This window comes from Filomicrobium insigne (assembly GCF_900104305.1).
Lineage (GTDB): Bacteria > Pseudomonadota > Alphaproteobacteria > Rhizobiales > Hyphomicrobiaceae > Filomicrobium > Filomicrobium insigne.
The window spans coordinates 325,009-344,679 of record NZ_FNJC01000003.1 but is presented as its reverse complement, the minus strand read 5'-3'; the positions used below and the strand labels follow the sequence as shown (position 1 = coordinate 344,679).

Below are 19,671 nucleotides of genomic sequence, written 5' to 3'. Positions count from 1 at the left end.
CACTTAGCCGAAGATCCTGGCCGGTTCAACCTAGCGGATGCTCATCACAGGCTCGTTGGCGGCGCGAATGCAATTCGATCAAGCCATCCTTGCAGGTGCTCCAGCGTCGGCCCCTTGCCATACTTCGGGCGCTGGTGCTTGTGACCCATTAAGGTCGCAATAATCTTGTCGGGCGGATCAAGTGCCGTTAGCCGATCCTCGAAACTATGCCGCGATGAGTAGAGCGAGTGCGCTGGCGTCGGCCGCATGCCGTGGTTTCTAAAGAACTTGCTGATGTTCGCTGATAGCGTCGCGCCCTTATCGAAGTAGCGGGGAAATCCTTTCGGTTGAAGCTTCATCGCCTCCAGGGCGCAGCCCACGAGAGGCATCACTCGTTCGCTGTCGTTCGTCTTGAGCTTCCGGCCTTCCGGCTTGATCTCCAGATGCGGCACGTCTGCATCGAGGTGGATGTGGCTGGGTCGGAGGTTCACGATCTCGCTTGGGCGCAAGCCGGTATTCGCCATAACAAAAACCACGCGCCGTGCTTCGGGGTGAAGCGCGTCGAGCGCCCCGTCAGCCAAGATCACCTCCTGAATAAACTCCGGATCAAAGGGAGCACGCGGCACCGTCTTCTCGCCTTCCAGGCGTAGCTTGGCGAATACATCCAGCGGAATGCCGATCTGCTGCGCGTTCTCTAACGTGCGCAGCATCTTTCCGATGTGGCCGAATTGTTTGTTTGCGGTGCCGATCTCGGCCTTACCCTTGATGACGCGCTCGCGCCAATGGTCACGAAAAGCGAGCGCATCGGCGCGAGTAAGCGCTGTGACGTTCTTCTCTCCGACGATCTTAATGAGGTCGTTGACGGCGCGGTTCTTGGGGTTCCGCCAGCGTTTGAGCTGATCCGGTGAGAGGGCTTTCAGGCTCGCCGCTTGCTCTTTTTCAAATGCCGCGACTAGCCTGCTCAGTGTCAACGGAGGCGGTGAGACAACGCCAACGACGGCGTCGTAAACCGCTGAGCTGGGCTTCGGCTTGAACCTCTTGATGAGGGCCACACGCTTTTTAATTTCGATGGGACCGGCTTGCGCGAGTTCCGACTTTTCAATGTAGCGAATGCCGAGTTGATGAGCGGTGCGACGTGCGCGTTCGTACCGCTCTTCATGGTTCGGCTCGCGCCCTTGCTCTAATTCCCTCCAGCCTTGTTCAAGCACCTCGTTGAGGTGCGCGACCACCTGCGCGGCACGGATGCCGCGTGGATCATCCACAACTGGAATGCGCGTCGTGAGATAGACGAAACTTCTGGTGTCTAGGTGGCGATATTTCTTTGGAACTCTGCGGATCAGATACCAGATCCCGCCACGGTTGAACGGCTTCGGTGCCCGCATGATGTACCGCAATTGTTATGCAGTTTACGGTAATGCAGTGCCGAACCGTTGGCAATTTTTTGGATTTTTATCCTGCACACTCAATGCCTTGGGTGTCAGGGTTCCTGGCGGAGACGGAGGGATTCGAACCCTCGATACGCCGTTGAGCGTATAACGATTTAGCAAACCGCCGCCTTCAGCCACTCGGCCACGTCTCCGGAGGTCGAAGGCATCCGTATAGTTGGGCGACTCGGCGATTGCAACCCGCCTGATAGATATCTTGTTCGAAGGCCTCGCCGGACCTGCTCTTTCGCGCTAGGCTGAGGCCGGGCACCAGGACTTTGAATGCAGGTTTCAACCCAATAAAGCACATGCGATGTACGGATCAGCACACGTTATAGTTCTGCGTTTTTGGCTGTGCCGCCGGTGGGCGTGGTCAATTATGGTGCTTGCCATTTTATCGAGCGCTGCTCTCCCCGCGGCCGCAGAGGAGCAGTGTGTTACTTGCGAAGAGCCGTTTGCGGTCTACCGCTGCGCGTTCGATCCGCAAAGCTCCCTCTCGATGACCGCTTCTGCGGCCCCCTTGGTTTGTGCCAAGGAGTTGGCGCAACGCGGCGGGCATGCGCGATGCAGCATCAGGCGCAACGCGTCTGGCCCCTGCGAGGGAGAACTTGTGGTTGTGGCACCCTCTGCGGATACTCAGATGCCGGTTGCACCGCCCGCGAACGTCGTAGTGCCCGGAACTGTGCCGCCCGCTATAGGCACTGGCCAGGAGGACCCCAAGCTTGCGCCCATAAAGCCAATCGAACCGGCTGCGGCACCGGAAGATGCGTCTCAGGACGTTCCATCCAAGCAAGAAGAGGCCGAAGCAGAGCCAAAGGGGCCTCCAAAGACGGTGGAGGAGCTTGCGAAGCGCACGGCCACGTCGTCCAAGAAAGGCCTTGAGGACGCAGGCGATGCGGTCGTTGGCGTTGCAAAAAAAACTGGCGAGAAACTGGGTGAAGCCGGTGATGCCATTGGCGGCGCCGCCAAATCGACATGGCGCTGCCTGTCATCATTCTTTTCAGACTGCTAGCCAGCGCCTCTCCAGGACGGCCAGACGCTTACTGGCGCGCCAGCCACGCGCGCGCTTGGCGCTGTGCCTCGGCAATCTCGCTCCGCGTCATCTCCATCGCGACTTCGCTGCGATAGATGCGTGCTTCGCGATTGCCGCGAAGCGCAGCAATATTGAACCACTTGTGCGCCTGGATCAGATCGATGTTCCGGCCGCTGCTGTACCTCAAGCCACGCGCAAAATAATCCGGCGTCTCAGCTTCCCAACCGATCGAGACCAACGCAATGGCGTCCGTTGAGATGTCCTCGAAATAGATTTCTTCCCTAAGCATTTGTGTTCTCGCTATCTGCTCTAGTGCCCCTCGAAAAACGCTTGCAGGAGCCGTTGTCAGTAATGCCGGGAGATCCTCCTTGAAGGACCGCCCCTCCCGGTACTGATGATGTCGCCGAAGAAATGATAACTGGTAAACGCCAAGCAGCTTTATCTATTTGAATGCGCAGGAAAATTGTTGATCAACGAGTCCTTATTGTTCCGCCTTGGGACGAATGTTTCAGAGCGTTCCGCAAGATAAGATTTTCTTCACAGACAGCCCATGCCAATTGGCAACGGTTCAAACCCGGAACCTGGGGTGCGGCAATTCGTGCCATCTATTCGCCACAAAGTCAGAGTGGGCGCGGCGCTCAGCGACCTGTTGTGTCAAATGATCCGTTCAGCGCCAATTCATACGAGATTGTTTACTACTTGCGTCAGCTCTGGAACGCTTTACCTTGGCGAAACGGTCGGTGGGGAATGCGGGCCGCATGGGACAACTGCCAGCGAATTGGCGTCAGCTAGAGGGGGGCAATCTCGTGATTTTGCGTGCGTTTTCGACGACGACTGCCGCCGTTTTCTACTGCCTGTTGGGGCAAACCGCATTGGCGACACCTCTTGAGACGGGCAGCATTCGTCAAGCCGTGTCTGTCGACATCCTCGACGGCACTGATGCTTCGCCGTCCAAAGACTACAATGTCGCTGATCTTGTCCCGCGGAAAACGCTCGCCGGCAAGATTCTCGCTGCGATCGCTCTGGAACGGGTTACCGGCCGGAAGCCTGATCCGAGCCGTTTTTCAGAACTCAACTGAACCGTTTTCTCGCCTGCGCGCTGACCGTACAGCGCGCTCCTCTCACGGTCAGTTCCTTCGTTCCCGCTATCTGTCGCGGCTTCCTTATGGTGCATCGTTAATTATCAAAAGCTTCCATTCGGTGGTTCGGTAGCCGTCCTCCCGCCACAGATGGTGCCAGGGCACCGTCAGGGTGTCCGCTTCATCGACTGATCGTCCCTCCGGCAGCATCCGTCCCATGAACGTGTGAGCCTGCTTTTGTGGAATATTGGCGCCCCACACGTAGGCTCGGGAGCCGCGCGACCAGTCGGCGCCTTCCGGCGTAAACGTGGGGTAGCGGCGCGTTACAATCGTCGCTTCGGGGAATTGCGAACGCAGGTTGCCCGCCAGTTCGTCATCTATGCTGATGATCGTTCCCTTGGGATCGAAGCCACGGTCCTGCATGCTTTGAGCAAGAGTTGAATACGGGATACCCCAGCGGCAGGTTTTACACACCGGATCGAGGATGAACATGTTGGCCATACGCGCGACAAAGGCGATCACGGCGATCAGGATCGCCAAGCGCGTGAAGCGCTTCACGTGCAACGGCGTGCCTGAGGCTCGCCGCGCGACGCCAAAGAGCCAAATCGTGCTCGTTATATAAAGCGGCATCAGAACGTGGACCGCCAGCCCATGGATTGCGAACGCGAGCGCTCCCACAATCGAAAGCGCGTAAGCGACCAGTGCCGTATGCAATATCCACTGTTCGAGATCGGGGGGATCTGACTTGGTCGGCGCACGGCCTAAGTCCACCCACGCGGTCGGCAAGTACCGCGGAAAAATCAGCGGCAGAATAATTATCAATGGCGAGAGGTAGGCGAGCGGGCCTCGCAGTGCATCTACGAAGCCATCAAGCGCATACTTCCAGTTGTATGGATCTGCGTTCGTCAGCCAGCGCAAGCGCCGCGGATCTGAAAGCAGCCACCAAAGATAGGGTGATGCAATTGCCACCGCGATGACCAGCGAAAGCAAAAGGGGCGCGCGGAATAGTCGTCGGCGCAGTCCCGGCTGCAGCGAAGCGGCGAGGCAGAGGCTCGCCAAAAACACCGTGTAGGCAGGCTCGGTGAGAAAGCCCAAGCCTGCGATCACGCCCAGCAGGATGAAGTTACCGATCCCGCCGTCCTCAGCGATGCGCAGAAACACCCACAGCGTCGCAGTGACCGCGACCATAGCGCCGACTTCGTGGGTGAAGCCTTCGTGGAACCGCCAGCTGATCTGATAGATCAGCGCCAGCGACTCGACAGTCAGGATCGCAAAGAGACGGTCTTTAAATACACGCAGCGCGGATAGATACAGAAAGCCTGCCGTCGCTATGAGTGCGGTGTACTTGATAAGCAGGAAGCTCTCGATGTGCGGGCCCATGACCTGCTGCACACCCCAGAGCACCCAGTCGTATAGCGGTGGCTGGCGTGGGAAGGCGTCGTACCCAGCCTGGAGATTTTGGACGAGGATGTTGTCGACTACGTCATCTTCGCCGAGCACGTTGGACGCCAGAAGCCGGAAGCCGACATGCAGGAACGAGTAGGTGAGGACAGCGAATAGAACCAGCGCCAATCCTTGAAGCGCCCGCCGGTCCTGTTGCACGCCAACGTTTGCCGCGTTGGCCTGGCCTTCTTGCGATTGTGCCAACGAGGTCTCCCCGGACGAATTTAAGGTACCAGAACTGTAGAGCCGGTCGTTTTTCGCGCTTCGAGATCACGATGCGCGTCGGCCGCTGCGCTCAGCGGGTAGGTCTGATTGACGTTAATCTTGACGTGCCCCGCCGTCACGACGTCGAACAGGTCGTTCGCACAGGCTTCAAGATCTTCGCGCGTCGAAGTGTAGGCGAACAATGATGGGCGCGTGGCAAAGAGAGAACCCTTTTGACCGAGCAAGCCGATGTCAAAGCCGGTCACAGGACCGGAGGCGTTGCCGAAGCTCACCCACATGCCGCGCGGGCGAAGGCAGTCGAGCGATGCAGGGAAGGTATCCTTGCCGACGCCGTCATAGACGACATCGCAACCGCGCCCTTCGGTGATTTCCTTCACGCGATCCACAAAATTTTCTATGCGGTAGTTGATGACGTGCGTGCAGCCGTGCGCCTTGGCCAGCTCTGCCTTATCCTGTGAACCGACCGTGCCGATGATGGTGGCCCCGAGATACTTTGCCCACTGGCACGCGATAAGCCCCACGCCTCCTGCTGCCGCATGGAACAAAAGGGTCGTGTTGGCGTCGACCGGGAACGTCATGCGCAGCAGATAGCGCGCGGTCATCCCTTGAAGCATCATGGCGGCCGCCGTCTGATCGTCGATGGAATCGGGCACCTTCACGACACGATCCGCCGGTATCAAGCGCTCCTCCGCATAAGAGCCCATTGGATTGGCGTAGGCCACGCGGTCGCCGACCTTCAGCCCCGGGACATTGGGGCCGATGGCAATCACTTCGCCAGCCCCTTCCATGCCGATCGTGGCGGGGAGATCGCCCACGGGATACAGGCCGGTGCGGTGGTAGGTATCGATGTAGTTCAGTCCGACGGCGGTATGGCGGATACGGATCTGGCCGTCCCCAGGCTCGCCGATCTCAACGGCCTCCCACTTCAGTTCTTCCGGGCCGCCGTAGGCATGAATTCGGATCGCGTGGACCATCGCTCAACTCCGCTAGGGTGTGAACAAGTGCCGTGAAACGGCTCTGCCGATTTGACTGGTCGGGCTGTTCGCAGCTTTTGGGTTACACTCCCGCCACGCACATGCCTTGACCGCGCCATTCCCGCCTTCTATGGGCTCGTGCTCAGCTTCACAAGGGGCGATGATGGTAGCATTGTGTTCGACCGGAGGGCCGGCTTCCGCCGTGAGATTATTATTGGTCGGTTTTGCTCTGATGGCGATGGCTGGCTGCGCGGGGCAAGGGCCGGGCGTGAGCTCTCCGACGGCAGGCTTATCCTGCGTCGATGACTCGCCTGATTGCGTCGCCAAGCGGCAAGCAACTCTGGAACATTTCAAGAAGGACGATCAGCGGGCCTGGATTGGGCAGTCGGCGACGCCGGAAGCCTATGCGTCAGGCGTGAGATTGTTCGCCTACAGCCAGAAGAAGAAGCAGCTGTCGTGCGATGAGCTGAAGCGGGGCAAGATTGAAGCCGATGCCGCGCCCCGGATCCTGCAAGGCGCCAGCGGCAAGCTCTCGCTCAACCAGATCTCGCGCGGCAAGATGCTGGCGCATGAAGTTTCGCGGGAATTGGGCCGCGAGATTAAGAAAAGGTGTTGAGGCGGCGAGGCCAATGAAGTGAGGCGGTACATAAGGGTTGAATGGAGACACGACCATCCTGACGAGCCTGTTCTACTTTACAGCGATCTGGACGATGCCAGCTTTGAAGTGCGCAAAGTAGAAGTATTTCGCGACGGCTCTGTAGGCTACGCAGATGCGCACTTGTCCCAGGGATTGACCATGCTCGGCTCAGAACCCATACCGACGCTTTCCGAGATCAATGCTGATCCTGAATTTTATGCGGCAGAAATTACTGACGATGAATTTGAGGAGGTATGGGTTAGAGCGATTTCGCTCTCAACTCGTGGCAATTGAGCGGACGCGGAGGATCAAAAGCAGATGATCTACCTCACCGTCGACGGAAATTTCCGCGGAACTGGCATTCGAAAACTCGGTTGACGGTGGTTATATCGACCTAAATACCCTTGAACTGTCAATCGGGCTCATTAAGCGAATTCAGAATTGGTTGCGCCAATACAAAGCCGCACACTACGATCAGCTCAAGGATCATGTCCTGGTGGATGACCTGGACCGTGAAGGGCTGGAGATTTGCCGCGCCTTGCAGGTTGAAGTGGTGGACGTGAAAGTTGAGTACTTTTCCGACGCTTTGATGAGGAAAATAGTCACCAATAGACTGATCTCACTCCACGAGGCTTACATGTCGGCTGCCGACAAAGAACTCTGGGAAAGACTCTTGAAATTTGTGCGTGAGGAAACCAGAACTCGTAAGAACATATCTGGTGATACTGATATCGCTCACGATTTGGGAGTGGACGGCGACGACGCCTTGGAGTTCATGTTGGCCTTCCAAAGAGAATTCAACGTCGACCTATCGAATTTTAGATTTAATCTGCACTTTGGCTCTGAAGGATTCGATTTGATTTCTGCCATTGAAGCCCTTGTTCGCAAGAAAGGGGGGATTCCCGTTACGATCTTCATCCTTTTCTATGCGGCCAAGAGCAGTCGCTGGCCTGAACTCGATCAACCCGCGTAACTGGGTGCAAATGACGACGATCACGCTTAAAGCAGACGCAACTCGGTTTTATTCCAGCTATGATGAAGACGCATTTTTCGGCTGGCTGAAGGCGATCGGATGCGTCGTCAATTTTTACGGACGAGGCAAGACGCTTTATATCGACGTGGCTTCTGGGAAGCTAACCGAAGAAAGCCTTAGAGAGCTTCTTGCGTTGTTTCGGAGATACGACGTGGAAATGAAGCAACTTGCACAGTTTGCGTCCGACGCAAATCATCATTGGTTCTCCGAGCCAACTAAGTATTGGCATTCAGATGTCTTTGGTTCTGGCGAGCCTTAAAAAAACCGGCTCGGTCTTTCCGGCCTTGCTACCCTAATCCGCCTCCCTCAACACATGGCTCTGCACACCGAATTTCGATAGCTTCGGCTTGCGGCTGGAGATGGTGCGGGAGTTGACGCCGGCCCAGGAAATCTCTCCTGAAAGACGGCCGTATTCGATCTTGGGGCAACGGTTCATGACGACCTGGAGCCCGGCCGCTTCAGCCTCAGCAGCGGCAGTATCGTTGCGCACACCAATCTGCATCCAAATCACTTTGATGCCGAGCCTGTCTTTCTCCGCGATGGCCTGCCGCGTGACGTCTAGCGCATCGTCAGAATTGCGGAAGATATCGATGACATCCACCGGCGCGGGCAGATCCGCGATCGTCGTGTAGGCAAGGCGGCCCAGGATCTCTTTGCCGGCTTGGCCCGGATTGACCGGGTGAACAATGTACCCCTTGCCCAGCAGATACTTCATTGCGAAGTAGCTAGGCCGGCTTTTATTGGCGCTCGCGCCGACGAAGGCAAAGACCCGAGCCGCGGCAAGAATGCCCTCGATGTAGTCATCCGAATAGTGTTCGTCGTGATTCATGGCGCTTTCTTCGGTTTCGGTAGCTGCATGCGGCCGTTTTCATCCAGGGGACACAATGGATTGTAGGCGACTTCCCAAAGATGCCCATCGGGATCAGCGAAATAACCGGAATAGCCGCCCCTCACTTTGCGCGCGGGCTTGATGATCGTTGCCCCGCAGCTTTTGGCATGCCGGAGAGCTTCGTCGACCTCGCCTTCGTTGGAGAGATTTATCGCAAGACTTACACCGCGGAAGCCTGCACCGTCATGCGGCACACCGGCATCCTCGGCCAGATTCTCCCGGCCGAAGACGGCCAACACGGAGCCCTCGAGTTGGAAGAAAGCAACCGACTCCTCCTCGATCCCCGCCGCCTCGAAGCCCAGCCGTTCGTAGAAGGCCCGCGCTTGGGCGACATCGGCGACGCCCAGCGTCACCAGCGTCAGTCGCTTCGGCAGCATGCCGCTTAGCATCCCTGCCAGGTTGGCGGGCGCTTCTCGAGGAATGCACCGATTCCTTCTTTCGCGTCGGCGGTCATCATGTTGCGGACCATGACGTCGGCTGCGTAGTCGTAGGCTTCCGGTAAGGACATTTCGATCTGGCGATAGAAAGCCTCCTTGCCGATCGCAACGGTGGCCGAAGACTTGGCCGCGATGCGCCGCGCCATATCGAGGGCTGTCGTCATGACATGCTCGATGGGAACGGCTTGGTTGACTAGGCCATAGTCAGCAGCCTCGGTGGCCGGCAACATCTCGCCCAGTAGCAGCATTTCCATGGCGCGTTTGCGCGGCACGTTGCGAGATAGAGCGACCATGGGTGTCGAGCAGAACAAACCGATGTTGACGCCGGGCGTGCAGAACTGCGCTTCGCGTGAAGCAACTGCCAGATCACAAGTGGCCACGAGTTGGCATCCCGCTGCGGTCGCTGTCGCGTGCACGGCGGCGATCACCGGCTTGGGGCACGCAACAATTGTGAGCATCATGTCGGCGCAGGCTCGCATCGTCTTTTCATAGAAGGCGAGGCCGCCGTCGGGATCGTTGCGGTGGCTTGTTAATTCTTTGAGATCGTGTCCGGCACAAAAGGCTGGTCCTTCCGCCGTCAGAATGATCGCACGGACATCGGCATCGGTACCGAGCGTCTTAAATGCGGTCGTCAGCTCGGCGAGCATCTCCAAGGATAAGGAATTGCGCGCCTTCGGGCGGTTCATCCGCAATATCGCAATTCCTGTTTCGGGCTTCTCGACAACGAGAAGAGATGACGTCTCGCCAGTTGCTGCGTCAGCAACGCTGGTCGAAGCGGTGTTTTGCATGCTGGCCTCCTTCACGCTTTCCAAATACAGCGTTTCAGCTTTTACATTCCAACGAAAAAGCGCCGGTCCTGCGAGAACCGGCGTTTCCGAAATCCCGATCCTTGCGCGGATCTAAGTGTCCGCGCGGATCTTGAGGCTATTCGAGCGACTTCTCGATTTCCTTGCGGTGCTTTTTCACCAGATCAACGTTACCGGGATATTTCAGCTCAGGCGTCGCCGCGATCGCGTCCTCGATTTCCTTGATCATATCTTTCTTTTCTTCCTCAACCAGCTTCTTGTCCGCTTTCACCTCAGCAAGCTCAGCGTCGAGCTGCTTGCGAGGATCGGAATACTCGCCAGTCTCGTCGTCAATACCGGCTAAAACGAGGGCAATGTTCGCAGCAACGTCATCAAGTTCCTCGTAGTCCTTGAAGCCGTGCTTGGCCGCGATAGCATCCAGCTCTTTCTCAAGCTTTTCATCAACGGCTGCGTTATCGCCCTTGGCATCTTCTGCAGGCGCTTCCGTGTTTGTGTCGACCTTCGCCAAGTCTCCTTGTGCCGCGATGAATTTCGAGATTTGTTCTTCCGTCAGCTCAATCTGCTGGAATTCCTGCGCCGTTGCCGCCGTGGCAAGGGTTGCGCAGGCCACAAATACCGACATTGCCATCGTTCGAATGATCGAATTGACTTGCGGCATACGCCTTCCTCCAAAAAGTTCTGCCGCACCGTCCGGCGGCATTTTTTCCCATGATCACCTCGGCCGTAAGCCAAGGTCTGCCTACATCACTCATCGACGTCGGCAGGAGACGGGGTGATGTCCCGAGTCCTGCAACCGCTGAACGCGGCTCCGGGTTCGGACCCGTCGCTTTTTTTGTTTGGAACATGTTTGCGGCAGCCGCAAGTCAGCTTACGTGCAATCCCGTCATCCTCGCTGGCTTACTTTAGTCTCTCTGTCTGCGGGGTTAGTGGCCGCGGGACACGATTGAAATTGTTCGCAGCTCAAATGTATAAGGTATCTTTATACCACAGCATGACGGTATCATGATACCTCAAACCCAAGGCATTGTATTTTCGTCATTTCTCTTGGTTCACATACCATTTTAGATTGACATGAAGCTATGATTCACGTAGTAAACGCGCATCATACAGGCGTTTCGTGCGCCCGATGCGCATGGTCCTTGGGCCATGCGCTTTGTTTTTCAACATTCCGACAGGCAGGAGTTCTGCCCCATGAAAACCTTCGTCGCCAAACCCGGCGAGGTGGACAAAAAATGGATCGTGATTGATGCGGAAGGCCTCGTCGTCGGCCGTCTCGCGGTCCTCATCGCCACCCGTCTCAAAGGCAAGCACAAAGCGCTCTACACACCGCACGTCGATTGCGGCGATAACGTTATCGTCGTCAATGCCGATAAGGTTGTGTTCACGGGACGCAAGTTCGAAGACAAGCGCTACTACTGGCACACCGGCTATCCCGGTGGCATCAAGCAGCGCAGCCCTCGCCAGATCCTTGAAGGCCGCTTCCCGGAGCGCGTTATTGAGAAGGCGGTCGAGCGCATGCTGGCGCGCGGTCCGCTTCAGCGCAAGCTCATGCGTAACCTCAAAGTCTACAAGGGTGCGACCCATCCACATGAGGCGCAGAACCCGGAAATTCTGGATGTTGCAAAACTTAGCCGCAAGAACGCGAGGGCTTTGACGCACAATGGCTGAAGAAACAAAAACCCTCGAAGATCTCGGCGCTCTAGCGACGGCTGGCGCGAGCGAGACACCCGTTCACGTGCAGAAGCTCGACCAATATGGCCGCGCTTATGCGACCGGCAAGCGCAAGGACGCCGTCGCGCGCGTCTGGTTGAAGCCGGGTCGCGGGCAGATCACCGTCAACGACAAAGACTTCAAGGCCTATTTCGCACGGCCGGTGCTGCAGATGCTGCTTCAGCAGCCTATCAATGCCGCCGAGCGGGCTGATCAGTACGACATCATGGTTACAGTGATGGGCGGCGGGCTTTCCGGTCAGGCTGGTGCTGTTCGGCACGGCATTGCCAAGGCGCTGACCTACTACGAGCCGGAACTGCGCACCGTGCTTAAGCGCGGCGGATTCCTGACGCGTGATAGCCGTACCGTTGAACGTAAGAAGTATGGTCGTGCGAAAGCTCGCCGTAGCTTCCAGTTCTCGAAGCGCTAGCGAGCCCCCCCAAAGAGGGGTTCTCAGACTGGCATACGAAGGTCACAGTTTTGTATGCGTGGAGCATTTTTGCCACACGCTCTTACACTGAGGTAAATGAACTCACAAATGTGCCCCAGCGCGGCTCCGCATAGCAGAGCTGCGCTGGAACGGCCGGTGGGTTGCCAGCACCTTGTATTGGCGCGGTACCGGTAACGGAGGGCCCAATGATGCAATCGAGGTGCTTTAAAAGATGGACTTTCTACTTAACGTAGATCCAATCGCAATTGCGCAGTTTATCGGCGTTGAGTTCTCGCATCTGGTGTCACCTCAGTGGTACCGGGAGAACTACGCGGCCCTGTTGCAAATCATTATGATCGACGTCGTGCTGGCGGGAGATAACGCCATCATCGTCGGCTTGGCCGCCTCACGTGTCGCGCCGGACATCCGAGGACGGGTGATCTTCTGGGGCATCGCGGGCGCCGTTGTTCTCCGAATTCTGTTTGCATCCGTCACGACCCAGATTCTCGCGATCGTCGGCCTGACGCTGGCGGGTGGCATTCTTCTCCTTTGGGTCTGCTGGAAGATGTACCGGCAGATTACCGGCGGAGAAGAGCACAACATCGACGAGATCGAGAAAAATCTCGATGCGAAGAGCACCACTGGTCCGCCCGTCAGCTTCTGGGCTGCTGTTTCGCAGATCATTGTCGCTGACATTTCCATGTCGCTCGACAACGTTCTCGCGGTTGCAGGTGCTGCGAAGGGCGAGCCGCTGGTTCTTGTTGTTGGTCTTGCGGTCGCGATCGTCTTGATGGCGCTTGCTGCTCATTTCATCGCCAGACTTCTGGTCCGCTACCCCTGGATTACCTGGATTGGTCTGCTGATCATCGTTTATGTTTCGTTGGACATGATCTATAGGGGCTCGCACGAGATTACCTGTGAGGTGTTCAATTTCGGCTGCAGCGAAGATCTGTTCAGTGCAATTCTGCACCGATTGGGCCTTGGGCCAGGCGCTAGCGGAACACCCTAGGCAAACTGATTGATCGGTTACGTTTAGAAGTCATCCGTGGCGTATCCAGTGCAAGCTGGATACGCCATTTCCACACCACCTATTTCTCGGGATCTTTTTGCAGGATATGGCCAAGCAGCCGAAAGTCTTCATAGACGGTGAAGCTGGCACCACGGGTCTCCAGATCCGCGAGCGGCTCAGCGACGGTATCGATGTCGAAGTCATCAGCATTGCGCCAGAGAAGCGCAAAGACGCTGAAGCACGTCTCGACATGATGCGCGCTGCCGATGTCATTATCCTATGCCTGCCAGACGATGCTGCGCGTGAAGCCGTGTCGCTGGCAGATAATCTTGGAGACAATGCGCCCCGCATTATCGACGCCTCCAGCGCACACCGGACGGCTGACGATTGGACCTACGGTTTCGCGGAACTTGTCGGCGGGCACGCTGATCAAATTCAGAATGCTCGACGGGTGACGAACCCCGGCTGCTATCCGACAGGCGGTATCGCGCTGATCCGCCCCCTGGTCGACGCCGGGCTTATCCCTTCCGACTTTGGCATTAGCGTCAACGCTGTCTCGGGGTATTCCGGCGGCGGGCGGTCTATGATCGAAGCCTATGAAGCAGGCACGGCCGAGCCGTTCGAGCTTTATGGCCTTGGCCTATCGCACAAACACGTCCCTGAATTGATGCGGTATTCCGGCCTGACGCGCCGGCCGATCTTTGTACCGTCGGTTGGAAATTTCCGGCAGGGCATGCTCGTAAGCATCCCTCTCCATCTCGATCTGCTTCCGGGCAAACCGAGCCTGCGCGATCTCGAACTCGCTCTCACCAAGCATTATGACGGCAGCACGATCGTTTCCGTGGTGCATGAGCCGCTTGAAACGGTTGGCCAGCGCATTGGTGCGGTTGCACTCAATGGAACAGACAAGATTGAGTTGTTCGTGTTCGGCAGTGAGACGCAGAAGCAGGCCGTTCTTCTGGCGCGTTTAGACAACCTCGGCAAAGGTGCGGCGGGTGCTGCCGTTCAAAACCTGAAGCTCATGTTCGGTCTGTAGACTGTAATCCGCCTTAAGCGCAGGACGACAGTCGCGGCGGCAACCATCGCTCGTACTTTGTTCAATACAGGCGGGCGTAGAGCGTCGCCGTGTGCGTTGGGAGCATCCGCGATGTATCGACGTAGCGTGAAAGCTCACGCAAGCGCCGACGCGTGAGAGCGAAATGAACCTGGCTGCGCTGGCATTGGAAAACGCCCGCGCAATTTGGCTTCGGAACAAATGAGAGACGGTAGTGCTTCGGCATGAAAGCGCAGGCGCTCTTGCCCGATGTCAACGTCCAACAGATCATGTCGCGATTATAACCGGCGGACACCGATACCGACATTGCGGCGAGCAAAGCAGCCGCAAGGACAAATACAATACGCATGTACAAATGCCTCCCGAGACGCGGCAACGAAAGCTTTTCCGCACTCGTCTTAACGGGAGGTGGGGGCAGGCACCAGTAACAGGGCCTCATTCAGCAGCATATCCTGCAACAGGCGCTGCAAATGAGGCACAGTTTCAATCACTCACCGCAGTTTTCTTTGGCCCGCGGTGAGCAAACCTCTCCCGAAGATTATGCGTCAATCATTGCGCGTTGGTCCGAGTCATATTGTGGAGATGCCAAACGCAGGCCACGACGACAATCGCCGCTCCAGCCTGATGCAGCAATCCTAGCGAGATCGGAATATGCCCCGCTACGCCGGCTTCCAACAGAGTCCAGATTCCAAGTCCCGCTTGGCAGAGGAGCGCAATTACGAAGAGCCGTGACGACGCAATGATCCGTTCGTCGTCCTCACTCAATGCCAATCGGATCGCCTGATACCCTGCCAAAACGAGCAGGAGATACGCCAATGTGCGATGGATGAATTGCACTGTGGTGACGTTTTCGACGACGTTCATGTACCAGGGGCTGAGCGTACCCAGGCCATTCGGGATCAGCCGACCATCCATGAGCGGCCAAGTATTGTACGTCAGGCCGGCGTTCATACCTGCCACAAATGCGCCAATGATCACCTGAACCAGTAGGAGTGCACCCATGGTGTACGCTAAGCGTCGTTGACCGGATGTCACTGTTTGAAGGCGGATGCGATCCGTGTCGCCAAGTGTGGACAGGTCGAGTACAAGCCACGTTAGAAGCGCGAGAATAACAAGCGCGGTCGTAAGGTGGAGTGCGAGCCGGTAGTGGCTGACATCAATCCGTTCCACGAGACCGGATTGAACCATGTACCAGCCGAAGAAACCTTGCAGTGCTCCCAACGCCAACAGACCCCAAAGCTTTGGCACGAGGACCGGGCGAAGGCGTCCCGTCAGCCAGAAAAAGATCAGCGGGAGCGCAAACACCACGCCGATGAAGCGACCGAGGAAGCGATGGGACCATTCCCACCAATAGATGAACTTGAACTCGGCAAGAGACATGCCGTGGTTCAAGAGCTCGTATTGCGGGATCTGCTGGTACTTCGCGAAGGCATCCGCCCAATCTGCGTCATTGAGCGGCGGAATGGCGCCGAGCAGTGGCAGCCATTCGGTGATAGAAAGACCGGAGTCTGTGAGCCGTGTCGCACCGCCGACAACGATCATGGCAAATACGAGGAGCGCAACCACGATCAGCCATAGGCGCACAGCCCGATCAGAAGCCGGAATGGCTTCATGAGCTGGACGCGCGCCAATATTTGACAGGGCTGAGCGTTGCGTCATTGATCATCCTCCACAAGTCGCTAGCCTTTTGTTATGAGGCGGCACCTGCAAGATCAACGCACCAAAGGCCGCAGGCTCGTCGTCACCGGTCAAATGCCAGTGAGACGGCGCCCTCAACGCATATATGGAACGTTTTTATGACTAGCCGAACGCGGAAGCTGATCGGGGCAATCGTCTTACTCGTGTTTCTCGCGATCTACGCCTTATTGGCGCTTGCCGTCGCTATCGTTCTTCAGGTCAACACTACGAGCAAGTTTGTCGAACTCGCATTCTACGTCATCGCAGGATTGATCTGGGTTATCCCGGCTGCGTTTATCGTCTCGTGGATGTCTCGTTCGGACGATGATCTGAAGGCCGGCAACTAACGTTAAGGTTAAGCCCGGCGCCGGAAGGTCCCGATGCTCGATGCCTGCCGCGCTGCGTCGATTAGAGCGAAGGGGAGACCGGACAAGAGCGTCCGGACAAAACCGATCTCCTGGTAGTCGCCATTTAGCGAAACTCGGGGCAAAGCGGTCAGCTGCGTCGCGTGGCTCGCGTGGATGAGACCCTTGCGCGTGGTTACCGCAGTCAACATTCCCAGCTCACGCGCCAGATCAAACTCACGTTGACCCGCCGCGGCGTCGTTTCCGTAAGGATAGCTAAAGTGGCGGCAGGGTCGGTCGAGTTCACTCTCGATCCGGGCGATGCTGCCCGCCATTTCGCGGCGTGCACGCTCGATGGGTAATTTTGCCAGAGCGTAGTGACCGGTTGTATGGGCTCCGATCGTCACCAACGGATCGGCTGCGAATTCGCGCAATTCGTCCCATGACATGACAAGGTTACGACACAGGCCTGCGGGATCATAGCCTGCGCGCTCAGCCAAGCCCGCTACAATGCTTCGCGCATCATCTTCTGCGACAGCACGGAGAGCCCAATACAGCTTGTGGAACGCTGCGTTTTTCTCAGCGTCAGTGCGTGTGGCCAACGCAAAGGTTCGACCATCGATGTCGCATCGCACCGAGGCAGCTTTACGGATGGCGCTTTCCAGGACGAGCCACCACAAGTCGCCCTTTCCATCGGCGAAGTCTTCCGGCACGTAAACGGCCATGGGAAGGTTGCGCGACTTGAAGATGGGATAGGCGAGATCCCGATTATCACGATATCCGTCGTCGAATGTGAAGCACACGAACGGTGGAGCGCCTTCGTGTTCCGAGATGCGGGCGGGGACCTCATCCAAAGAGATGATGTCGTAACCCCATTCGCGAACCTGATCGACAACGGCTTCCAGAAATTCCGGCGTTAAAGAGAGAATGCGATTTGGCGCAAAGCCTTCACCAGTATCGGGCGTTACCCGATGCAGCATAAAGATTGCGCCGATACCGCCGGTGAGCGGCTCAGCGAGGCTGTCCGTCCGCGTTGTCCGCAACGTCCGCAACGCAGCTTGGAGGAGCTTTGTGTTGGTACGGCTCATATGCTTTTCCCGGCTCTTTGAGAGCGCACACCATCGCCCAGAAAATCAATCTGCACAGTGATTAATGCCAAACTCATAAGAAGAAAACCCGCTTCTCATCACAAAGCCTCAGGCGATGCTCGCGGCGCGCAGCGCTTGGTTCCATCGCTTCTCCGCCTTACCGCCGCGGCCCTCCATCACCTCTGTCTCATAACGCAAGAGTTCGATGTCGCTCACGGTGAAGCCCAGAAATGTTCCGTGTTCAGAGAATGCGGTGCGCCTCGTCTCCGCGTTGTCCATAATTATCGCGATATCGAAACGCCCCTGTATCGTTTCGAAAATGGCCCGCGCGGCCTGCGCGCGTGCGACGACGAGGATCTGGTCATATGCCTCATCCAGAGCATCGAGGATCATGTTGAGCTGATCGGCGTCGACGTTTTCGTCCGATGCATTCACTGCGCCGCAGGCGATGATATGTACGCCGCTACCCGGCAAACTGCGCACAACATCGCTGAACGTCACGGCCCCGCTGATCAACTCTGTAAACCCCGGCGCGCGTGACATCTGGAACGCGTCCGCTAATCCATCGCCATCGAAGCTGCCGTCGATAATGAGGGTTTGGGCTCCAGCTTCTGTCATAGCGTTCGCTGCATCACGCACAACGGCCACCGTCGTCGCTGGGTCGGCGTGACTTGCCAGGATCGTCCGCTGTCCTGTCCTCGCTGTTCCGGCGCTATGGACAAGATGTTCGGCCAGTGCATCTGGGGAGCGGAATGCAGGCGCCAAGTCGGCTGCCTCGGCTGTTTCCGGATTTGGCCTTGGGAGAGGTGGCGGACTAGCTTCGACGGGTGCTGGATCGGACGCGGCGACCACGGCGATTTCCTCACGCAACCGACACTCGCTCTCGTCACCTTTACGCGCACCTGCCGCGAGGCCAACCGTAATAACGATGGCCGTTCCGAGGAGAAGTGTGCCGACCATTACCAGGACGGTGTACGGCACCTTGCGTGGAAAGACGGGGACACTCGAAGGCCGTGCCAACGCGATGATCTGAGCTTCAACCGGAACGACCCCGCCGTCGGCCCGGGCACGGTTGGCTTCGAATTGTGCTTGCAGCCGCTCGAGTTCGCCGCGCTTTGCCGCGGCCCTGGCCTCGAGTTGCCGCAGCTCGACATTGTCGGCGCCGCTGTCTGCGACTTCGATTTTGACGGCGTCCAGACGTTTACGGATCGCGGCTTCCTGCTCTGCAGCGATGAACGCCTCACGGTCGAGGCCCGCTACCAGATTAGCGACCTCGGCTGATATTTGCTGTTTCACCGCGTTCAGGTCAGCGTTGAGTTGGCGGATCACTGGATGGGCCGGCTTCATTGTTGCCGAGAGCTTCAGAAGATCGCGCTCAACCGTCACCCGTTGTTGAATGAGATTCTGAATGATCGGAGAAGCTTGGACTTCCGGGATGGCCTCAGGTGCCCGTTTTGACAGCAGCTGCCGCGCCGCCTTCGCCCGTGTCTGAGCCGCAGACGTCGTTGCACTTGCCCTAGTCAGCTCGGATGCGATGTCACCAAGTTGCTGCTCATTCAGCGGCGTCTGCTGCGCGCCACTCCGCAGCAAGCCGGCTTTGGCCCGGAAGTTTGCGACCTCGGATTCAGCCTTGCTAACTTCCTCGCTGAGAGCTTCGATCCTTGGAGCCAGCGACTTTTGGACGGTGTCCGTTTCGGCGACCGTCGCTTGCGCCAATTCCTCGCGATAGGTCTCAGCAACAGTGTTGGCGACCTTGGCCGCTAGCCCCGGATCAACCGAGGTGAACTGTATGTTGATCACGCGGCTTTCCGCCGGGCTGTAAACGTCCAGCCGACTGAAGAACTCTTTTAAAGCTTCATCTTCGTCGGAGATTCCAGGACGACTACCGCCAAGACCAACCAGACGCATAACGGTATCGAGGGAATCTACCGGCCCCAACGAAGCGTTGAACTCTCTGCGGCTGTCGAGTTGCAGCTCCTTGATGACCCTCGCTGCGAGATTGCTCGAGAGCAGCGCATGGACGTGCGTGTTCACCGCTTCCTTGTCCATGCGTGAGGGTAAGGTGTCGAGGCCAGCAGTTGGATTGTTGGGATTGCTGAACGGATTGGCCGTTCCCTTGGCGACAATCGCCATCTCGGCCTGCGAGGTGTAGCGCGGTGCCATCATTGACAGCACGACATAAGTGAGGATCCCGGCGGCAAGCGTCAGCACAAGCAGCTTCGGCATGGCGCGACGCAGGGTCGCCCATAAGGCCATCAGGTCAATATCGTCTGGGGAGGCGAAGCTCTTGTCACGCATGCGGTATCCATCGGGCGATTAACGTCCAATACGTCAACGGGATTAGACCGTGCGTGAGTAAGCAATCTCTTAACCGTTCAGAAATTGCACATGAGGTGAGTC

At 57.4% G+C, this 19,671-nt stretch carries 23 protein-coding genes and 1 tRNA gene; 11 read left to right on the top strand and 13 right to left on the bottom strand.

The window, feature by feature from the left end:
- Window positions 1–44: 44 nt before the first annotated feature.
- Both BLS30_RS11760 and BLS30_RS11755 read right to left on the bottom strand, forming a co-directional pair.
- Window positions 45–1,361, bottom strand: a complete 1,317-nt coding sequence (locus BLS30_RS11760) for a site-specific integrase (protein ID WP_090228981.1) — start codon at window positions 1,359–1,361, stop codon at window positions 45–47.
- A gap of 105 nt (window positions 1,362–1,466) precedes the next feature.
- Window positions 1,467–1,558, bottom strand: a tRNA-Ser gene (locus tag BLS30_RS11755).
- Between the two features lie 224 nt (window positions 1,559–1,782).
- On the opposite strand from BLS30_RS11755, the gene BLS30_RS11750 reads away from it, so the two are divergent.
- On the top strand, window positions 1,783–2,415 hold the full coding sequence (locus tag BLS30_RS11750; protein ID WP_090228979.1) for an NADH-quinone oxidoreductase subunit E: 633 nt from the start codon (window positions 1,783–1,785) through the stop codon (window positions 2,413–2,415).
- Window positions 2,416–2,443: 28 nt separating this feature from the next.
- Here the strand turns inward: BLS30_RS11750 and BLS30_RS11745 are convergent, their stop codons facing one another.
- A complete protein-coding gene (locus BLS30_RS11745) occupies window positions 2,444–2,725 on the bottom strand; it encodes a hypothetical protein (RefSeq protein WP_052743916.1) in 282 nt (93 codons plus the stop codon).
- 469 nt (window positions 2,726–3,194) lie between these two features.
- On the opposite strand from BLS30_RS11745, the gene BLS30_RS11740 reads away from it, so the two are divergent.
- On the top strand, window positions 3,195–3,515 hold the full coding sequence (locus BLS30_RS11740) for a hypothetical protein (protein ID WP_090228976.1): 321 nt from the start codon (window positions 3,195–3,197) through the stop codon (window positions 3,513–3,515).
- Window positions 3,516–3,599: 84 nt separating this feature from the next.
- Here the strand turns inward: BLS30_RS11740 and BLS30_RS11735 are convergent, their stop codons facing one another.
- Together BLS30_RS11735 and BLS30_RS11730 are read right to left on the bottom strand one after the other, a co-directional pair.
- The gene (locus BLS30_RS11735) at window positions 3,600–5,162 is read right to left on the bottom strand and encodes an ArnT family glycosyltransferase (RefSeq protein WP_090228973.1); all 1,563 of its coding nucleotides are present in this window, start codon (window positions 5,160–5,162) and stop codon (window positions 3,600–3,602) included.
- 20 nt (window positions 5,163–5,182) lie between these two features.
- Complete coding sequence (locus BLS30_RS11730; RefSeq protein WP_090228971.1) at window positions 5,183–6,157, bottom strand: quinone oxidoreductase family protein; 975 nt, start codon at window positions 6,155–6,157, stop codon at window positions 5,183–5,185.
- A gap of 202 nt (window positions 6,158–6,359) precedes the next feature.
- Between BLS30_RS11730 and BLS30_RS11725 the strand changes: the two genes are divergently transcribed.
- The 4 genes from BLS30_RS11725 to BLS30_RS11710 all read left to right on the top strand — a co-directional run bounded on the left by BLS30_RS11725 (window position 6,360) and on the right by BLS30_RS11710 (window position 8,086).
- Window positions 6,360–6,773, top strand: a complete 414-nt coding sequence (locus BLS30_RS11725) for a hypothetical protein (protein ID WP_139165341.1) — start codon at window positions 6,360–6,362, stop codon at window positions 6,771–6,773.
- A gap of 18 nt (window positions 6,774–6,791) precedes the next feature.
- Window positions 6,792–7,088, top strand: coding sequence for a DUF6881 domain-containing protein (locus BLS30_RS11720; protein ID WP_090228966.1), 297 nt, complete (start codon window positions 6,792–6,794; stop codon window positions 7,086–7,088).
- Between the two features lie 151 nt (window positions 7,089–7,239).
- Window positions 7,240–7,767, top strand: coding sequence for a DUF1493 family protein (locus tag BLS30_RS11715; RefSeq protein WP_090228963.1), 528 nt, complete (start codon window positions 7,240–7,242; stop codon window positions 7,765–7,767).
- Between the two features lie 10 nt (window positions 7,768–7,777).
- Window positions 7,778–8,086: a hypothetical protein gene (locus BLS30_RS11710; protein WP_090228960.1), complete on the top strand. Its 309-nt coding sequence runs from the start codon at window positions 7,778–7,780 to the stop codon at window positions 8,084–8,086.
- 33 nt (window positions 8,087–8,119) lie between these two features.
- Here the strand turns inward: BLS30_RS11710 and BLS30_RS11705 are convergent, their stop codons facing one another.
- The 4 genes from BLS30_RS11705 to BLS30_RS11690 form a co-directional block, all read right to left on the bottom strand.
- On the bottom strand, window positions 8,120–8,656 hold the full coding sequence (locus tag BLS30_RS11705) for a CoA-binding protein (RefSeq protein WP_090228956.1): 537 nt from the start codon (window positions 8,654–8,656) through the stop codon (window positions 8,120–8,122).
- Window positions 8,653–9,093: a VOC family protein gene (locus BLS30_RS11700; RefSeq protein WP_090229435.1), complete on the bottom strand. Its 441-nt coding sequence runs from the start codon at window positions 9,091–9,093 to the stop codon at window positions 8,653–8,655. The genes BLS30_RS11705 and BLS30_RS11700 overlap by 4 nt, the downstream gene beginning before the upstream one ends.
- Before the next feature lie 5 nt (window positions 9,094–9,098).
- On the bottom strand, window positions 9,099–9,941 hold the full coding sequence (locus BLS30_RS11695; RefSeq protein ID WP_090228954.1) for an enoyl-CoA hydratase: 843 nt from the start codon (window positions 9,939–9,941) through the stop codon (window positions 9,099–9,101).
- 136 nt (window positions 9,942–10,077) lie between these two features.
- The gene (locus tag BLS30_RS11690; protein WP_052743915.1) at window positions 10,078–10,617 is read right to left on the bottom strand and encodes a hypothetical protein; all 540 of its coding nucleotides are present in this window, start codon (window positions 10,615–10,617) and stop codon (window positions 10,078–10,080) included.
- A gap of 533 nt (window positions 10,618–11,150) precedes the next feature.
- Between BLS30_RS11690 and rplM the strand changes: the two genes are divergently transcribed.
- The 4 genes from rplM (at window position 11,151) to argC (ending at window position 14,144) form a co-directional block, all read left to right on the top strand.
- Window positions 11,151–11,627, top strand: coding sequence for a 50S ribosomal protein L13 (gene rplM, locus BLS30_RS11685; RefSeq protein WP_090228951.1), 477 nt, complete (start codon window positions 11,151–11,153; stop codon window positions 11,625–11,627).
- Window positions 11,620–12,099 (top strand): 30S ribosomal protein S9, encoded by a 480-nt coding sequence (rpsI, locus tag BLS30_RS11680; RefSeq protein ID WP_090228948.1) that lies wholly within the window; start codon window positions 11,620–11,622, stop codon window positions 12,097–12,099. Before rplM ends, rpsI begins: the two co-directional genes overlap by 8 nt.
- A 232-nt stretch (window positions 12,100–12,331) precedes the next feature.
- Window positions 12,332–13,108 carry a TerC family protein gene (locus tag BLS30_RS11675; protein ID WP_090228942.1) on the top strand — a complete coding sequence of 259 codons (777 nt, stop codon included), beginning with the start codon at window positions 12,332–12,334 and terminating at the stop codon, window positions 13,106–13,108.
- A gap of 106 nt (window positions 13,109–13,214) precedes the next feature.
- Entirely contained in the window at window positions 13,215–14,144 is a 930-nt protein-coding gene (argC, locus tag BLS30_RS11670; RefSeq protein ID WP_046479046.1) for an N-acetyl-gamma-glutamyl-phosphate reductase, read from the top strand.
- Between the two features lie 61 nt (window positions 14,145–14,205).
- Here the strand turns inward: argC and BLS30_RS11665 are convergent, their stop codons facing one another.
- Window positions 14,206–14,511 carry a hypothetical protein gene (locus BLS30_RS11665; RefSeq protein ID WP_090228940.1) on the bottom strand — a complete coding sequence of 102 codons (306 nt, stop codon included), beginning with the start codon at window positions 14,509–14,511 and terminating at the stop codon, window positions 14,206–14,208.
- A 200-nt stretch (window positions 14,512–14,711) separates the two neighbouring features.
- Window positions 14,712–15,821 carry a COX15/CtaA family protein gene (locus tag BLS30_RS11660; protein WP_090228937.1) on the bottom strand — a complete coding sequence of 370 codons (1,110 nt, stop codon included), beginning with the start codon at window positions 15,819–15,821 and terminating at the stop codon, window positions 14,712–14,714.
- A gap of 137 nt (window positions 15,822–15,958) precedes the next feature.
- Here BLS30_RS11660 and BLS30_RS11655 point away from each other — a divergent pair, with 137 nt between their 5' ends.
- A complete protein-coding gene (locus BLS30_RS11655) occupies window positions 15,959–16,186 on the top strand; it encodes a DUF2842 domain-containing protein (RefSeq protein WP_046479049.1) in 228 nt (75 codons plus the stop codon).
- Between the two features lie 8 nt (window positions 16,187–16,194).
- On the opposite strand, the gene BLS30_RS11650 is transcribed toward BLS30_RS11655, so the two are convergent.
- Entirely contained in the window at window positions 16,195–17,271 is a 1,077-nt protein-coding gene (locus BLS30_RS11650; RefSeq protein ID WP_046479050.1) for a polysaccharide deacetylase family protein, read from the bottom strand.
- A 108-nt stretch (window positions 17,272–17,379) separates the two neighbouring features.
- Entirely contained in the window at window positions 17,380–19,569 is a 2,190-nt protein-coding gene (locus BLS30_RS11645; protein WP_090228933.1) for a GumC family protein, read from the bottom strand.
- Window positions 19,570–19,671: the final 102 nt, after the last annotated feature.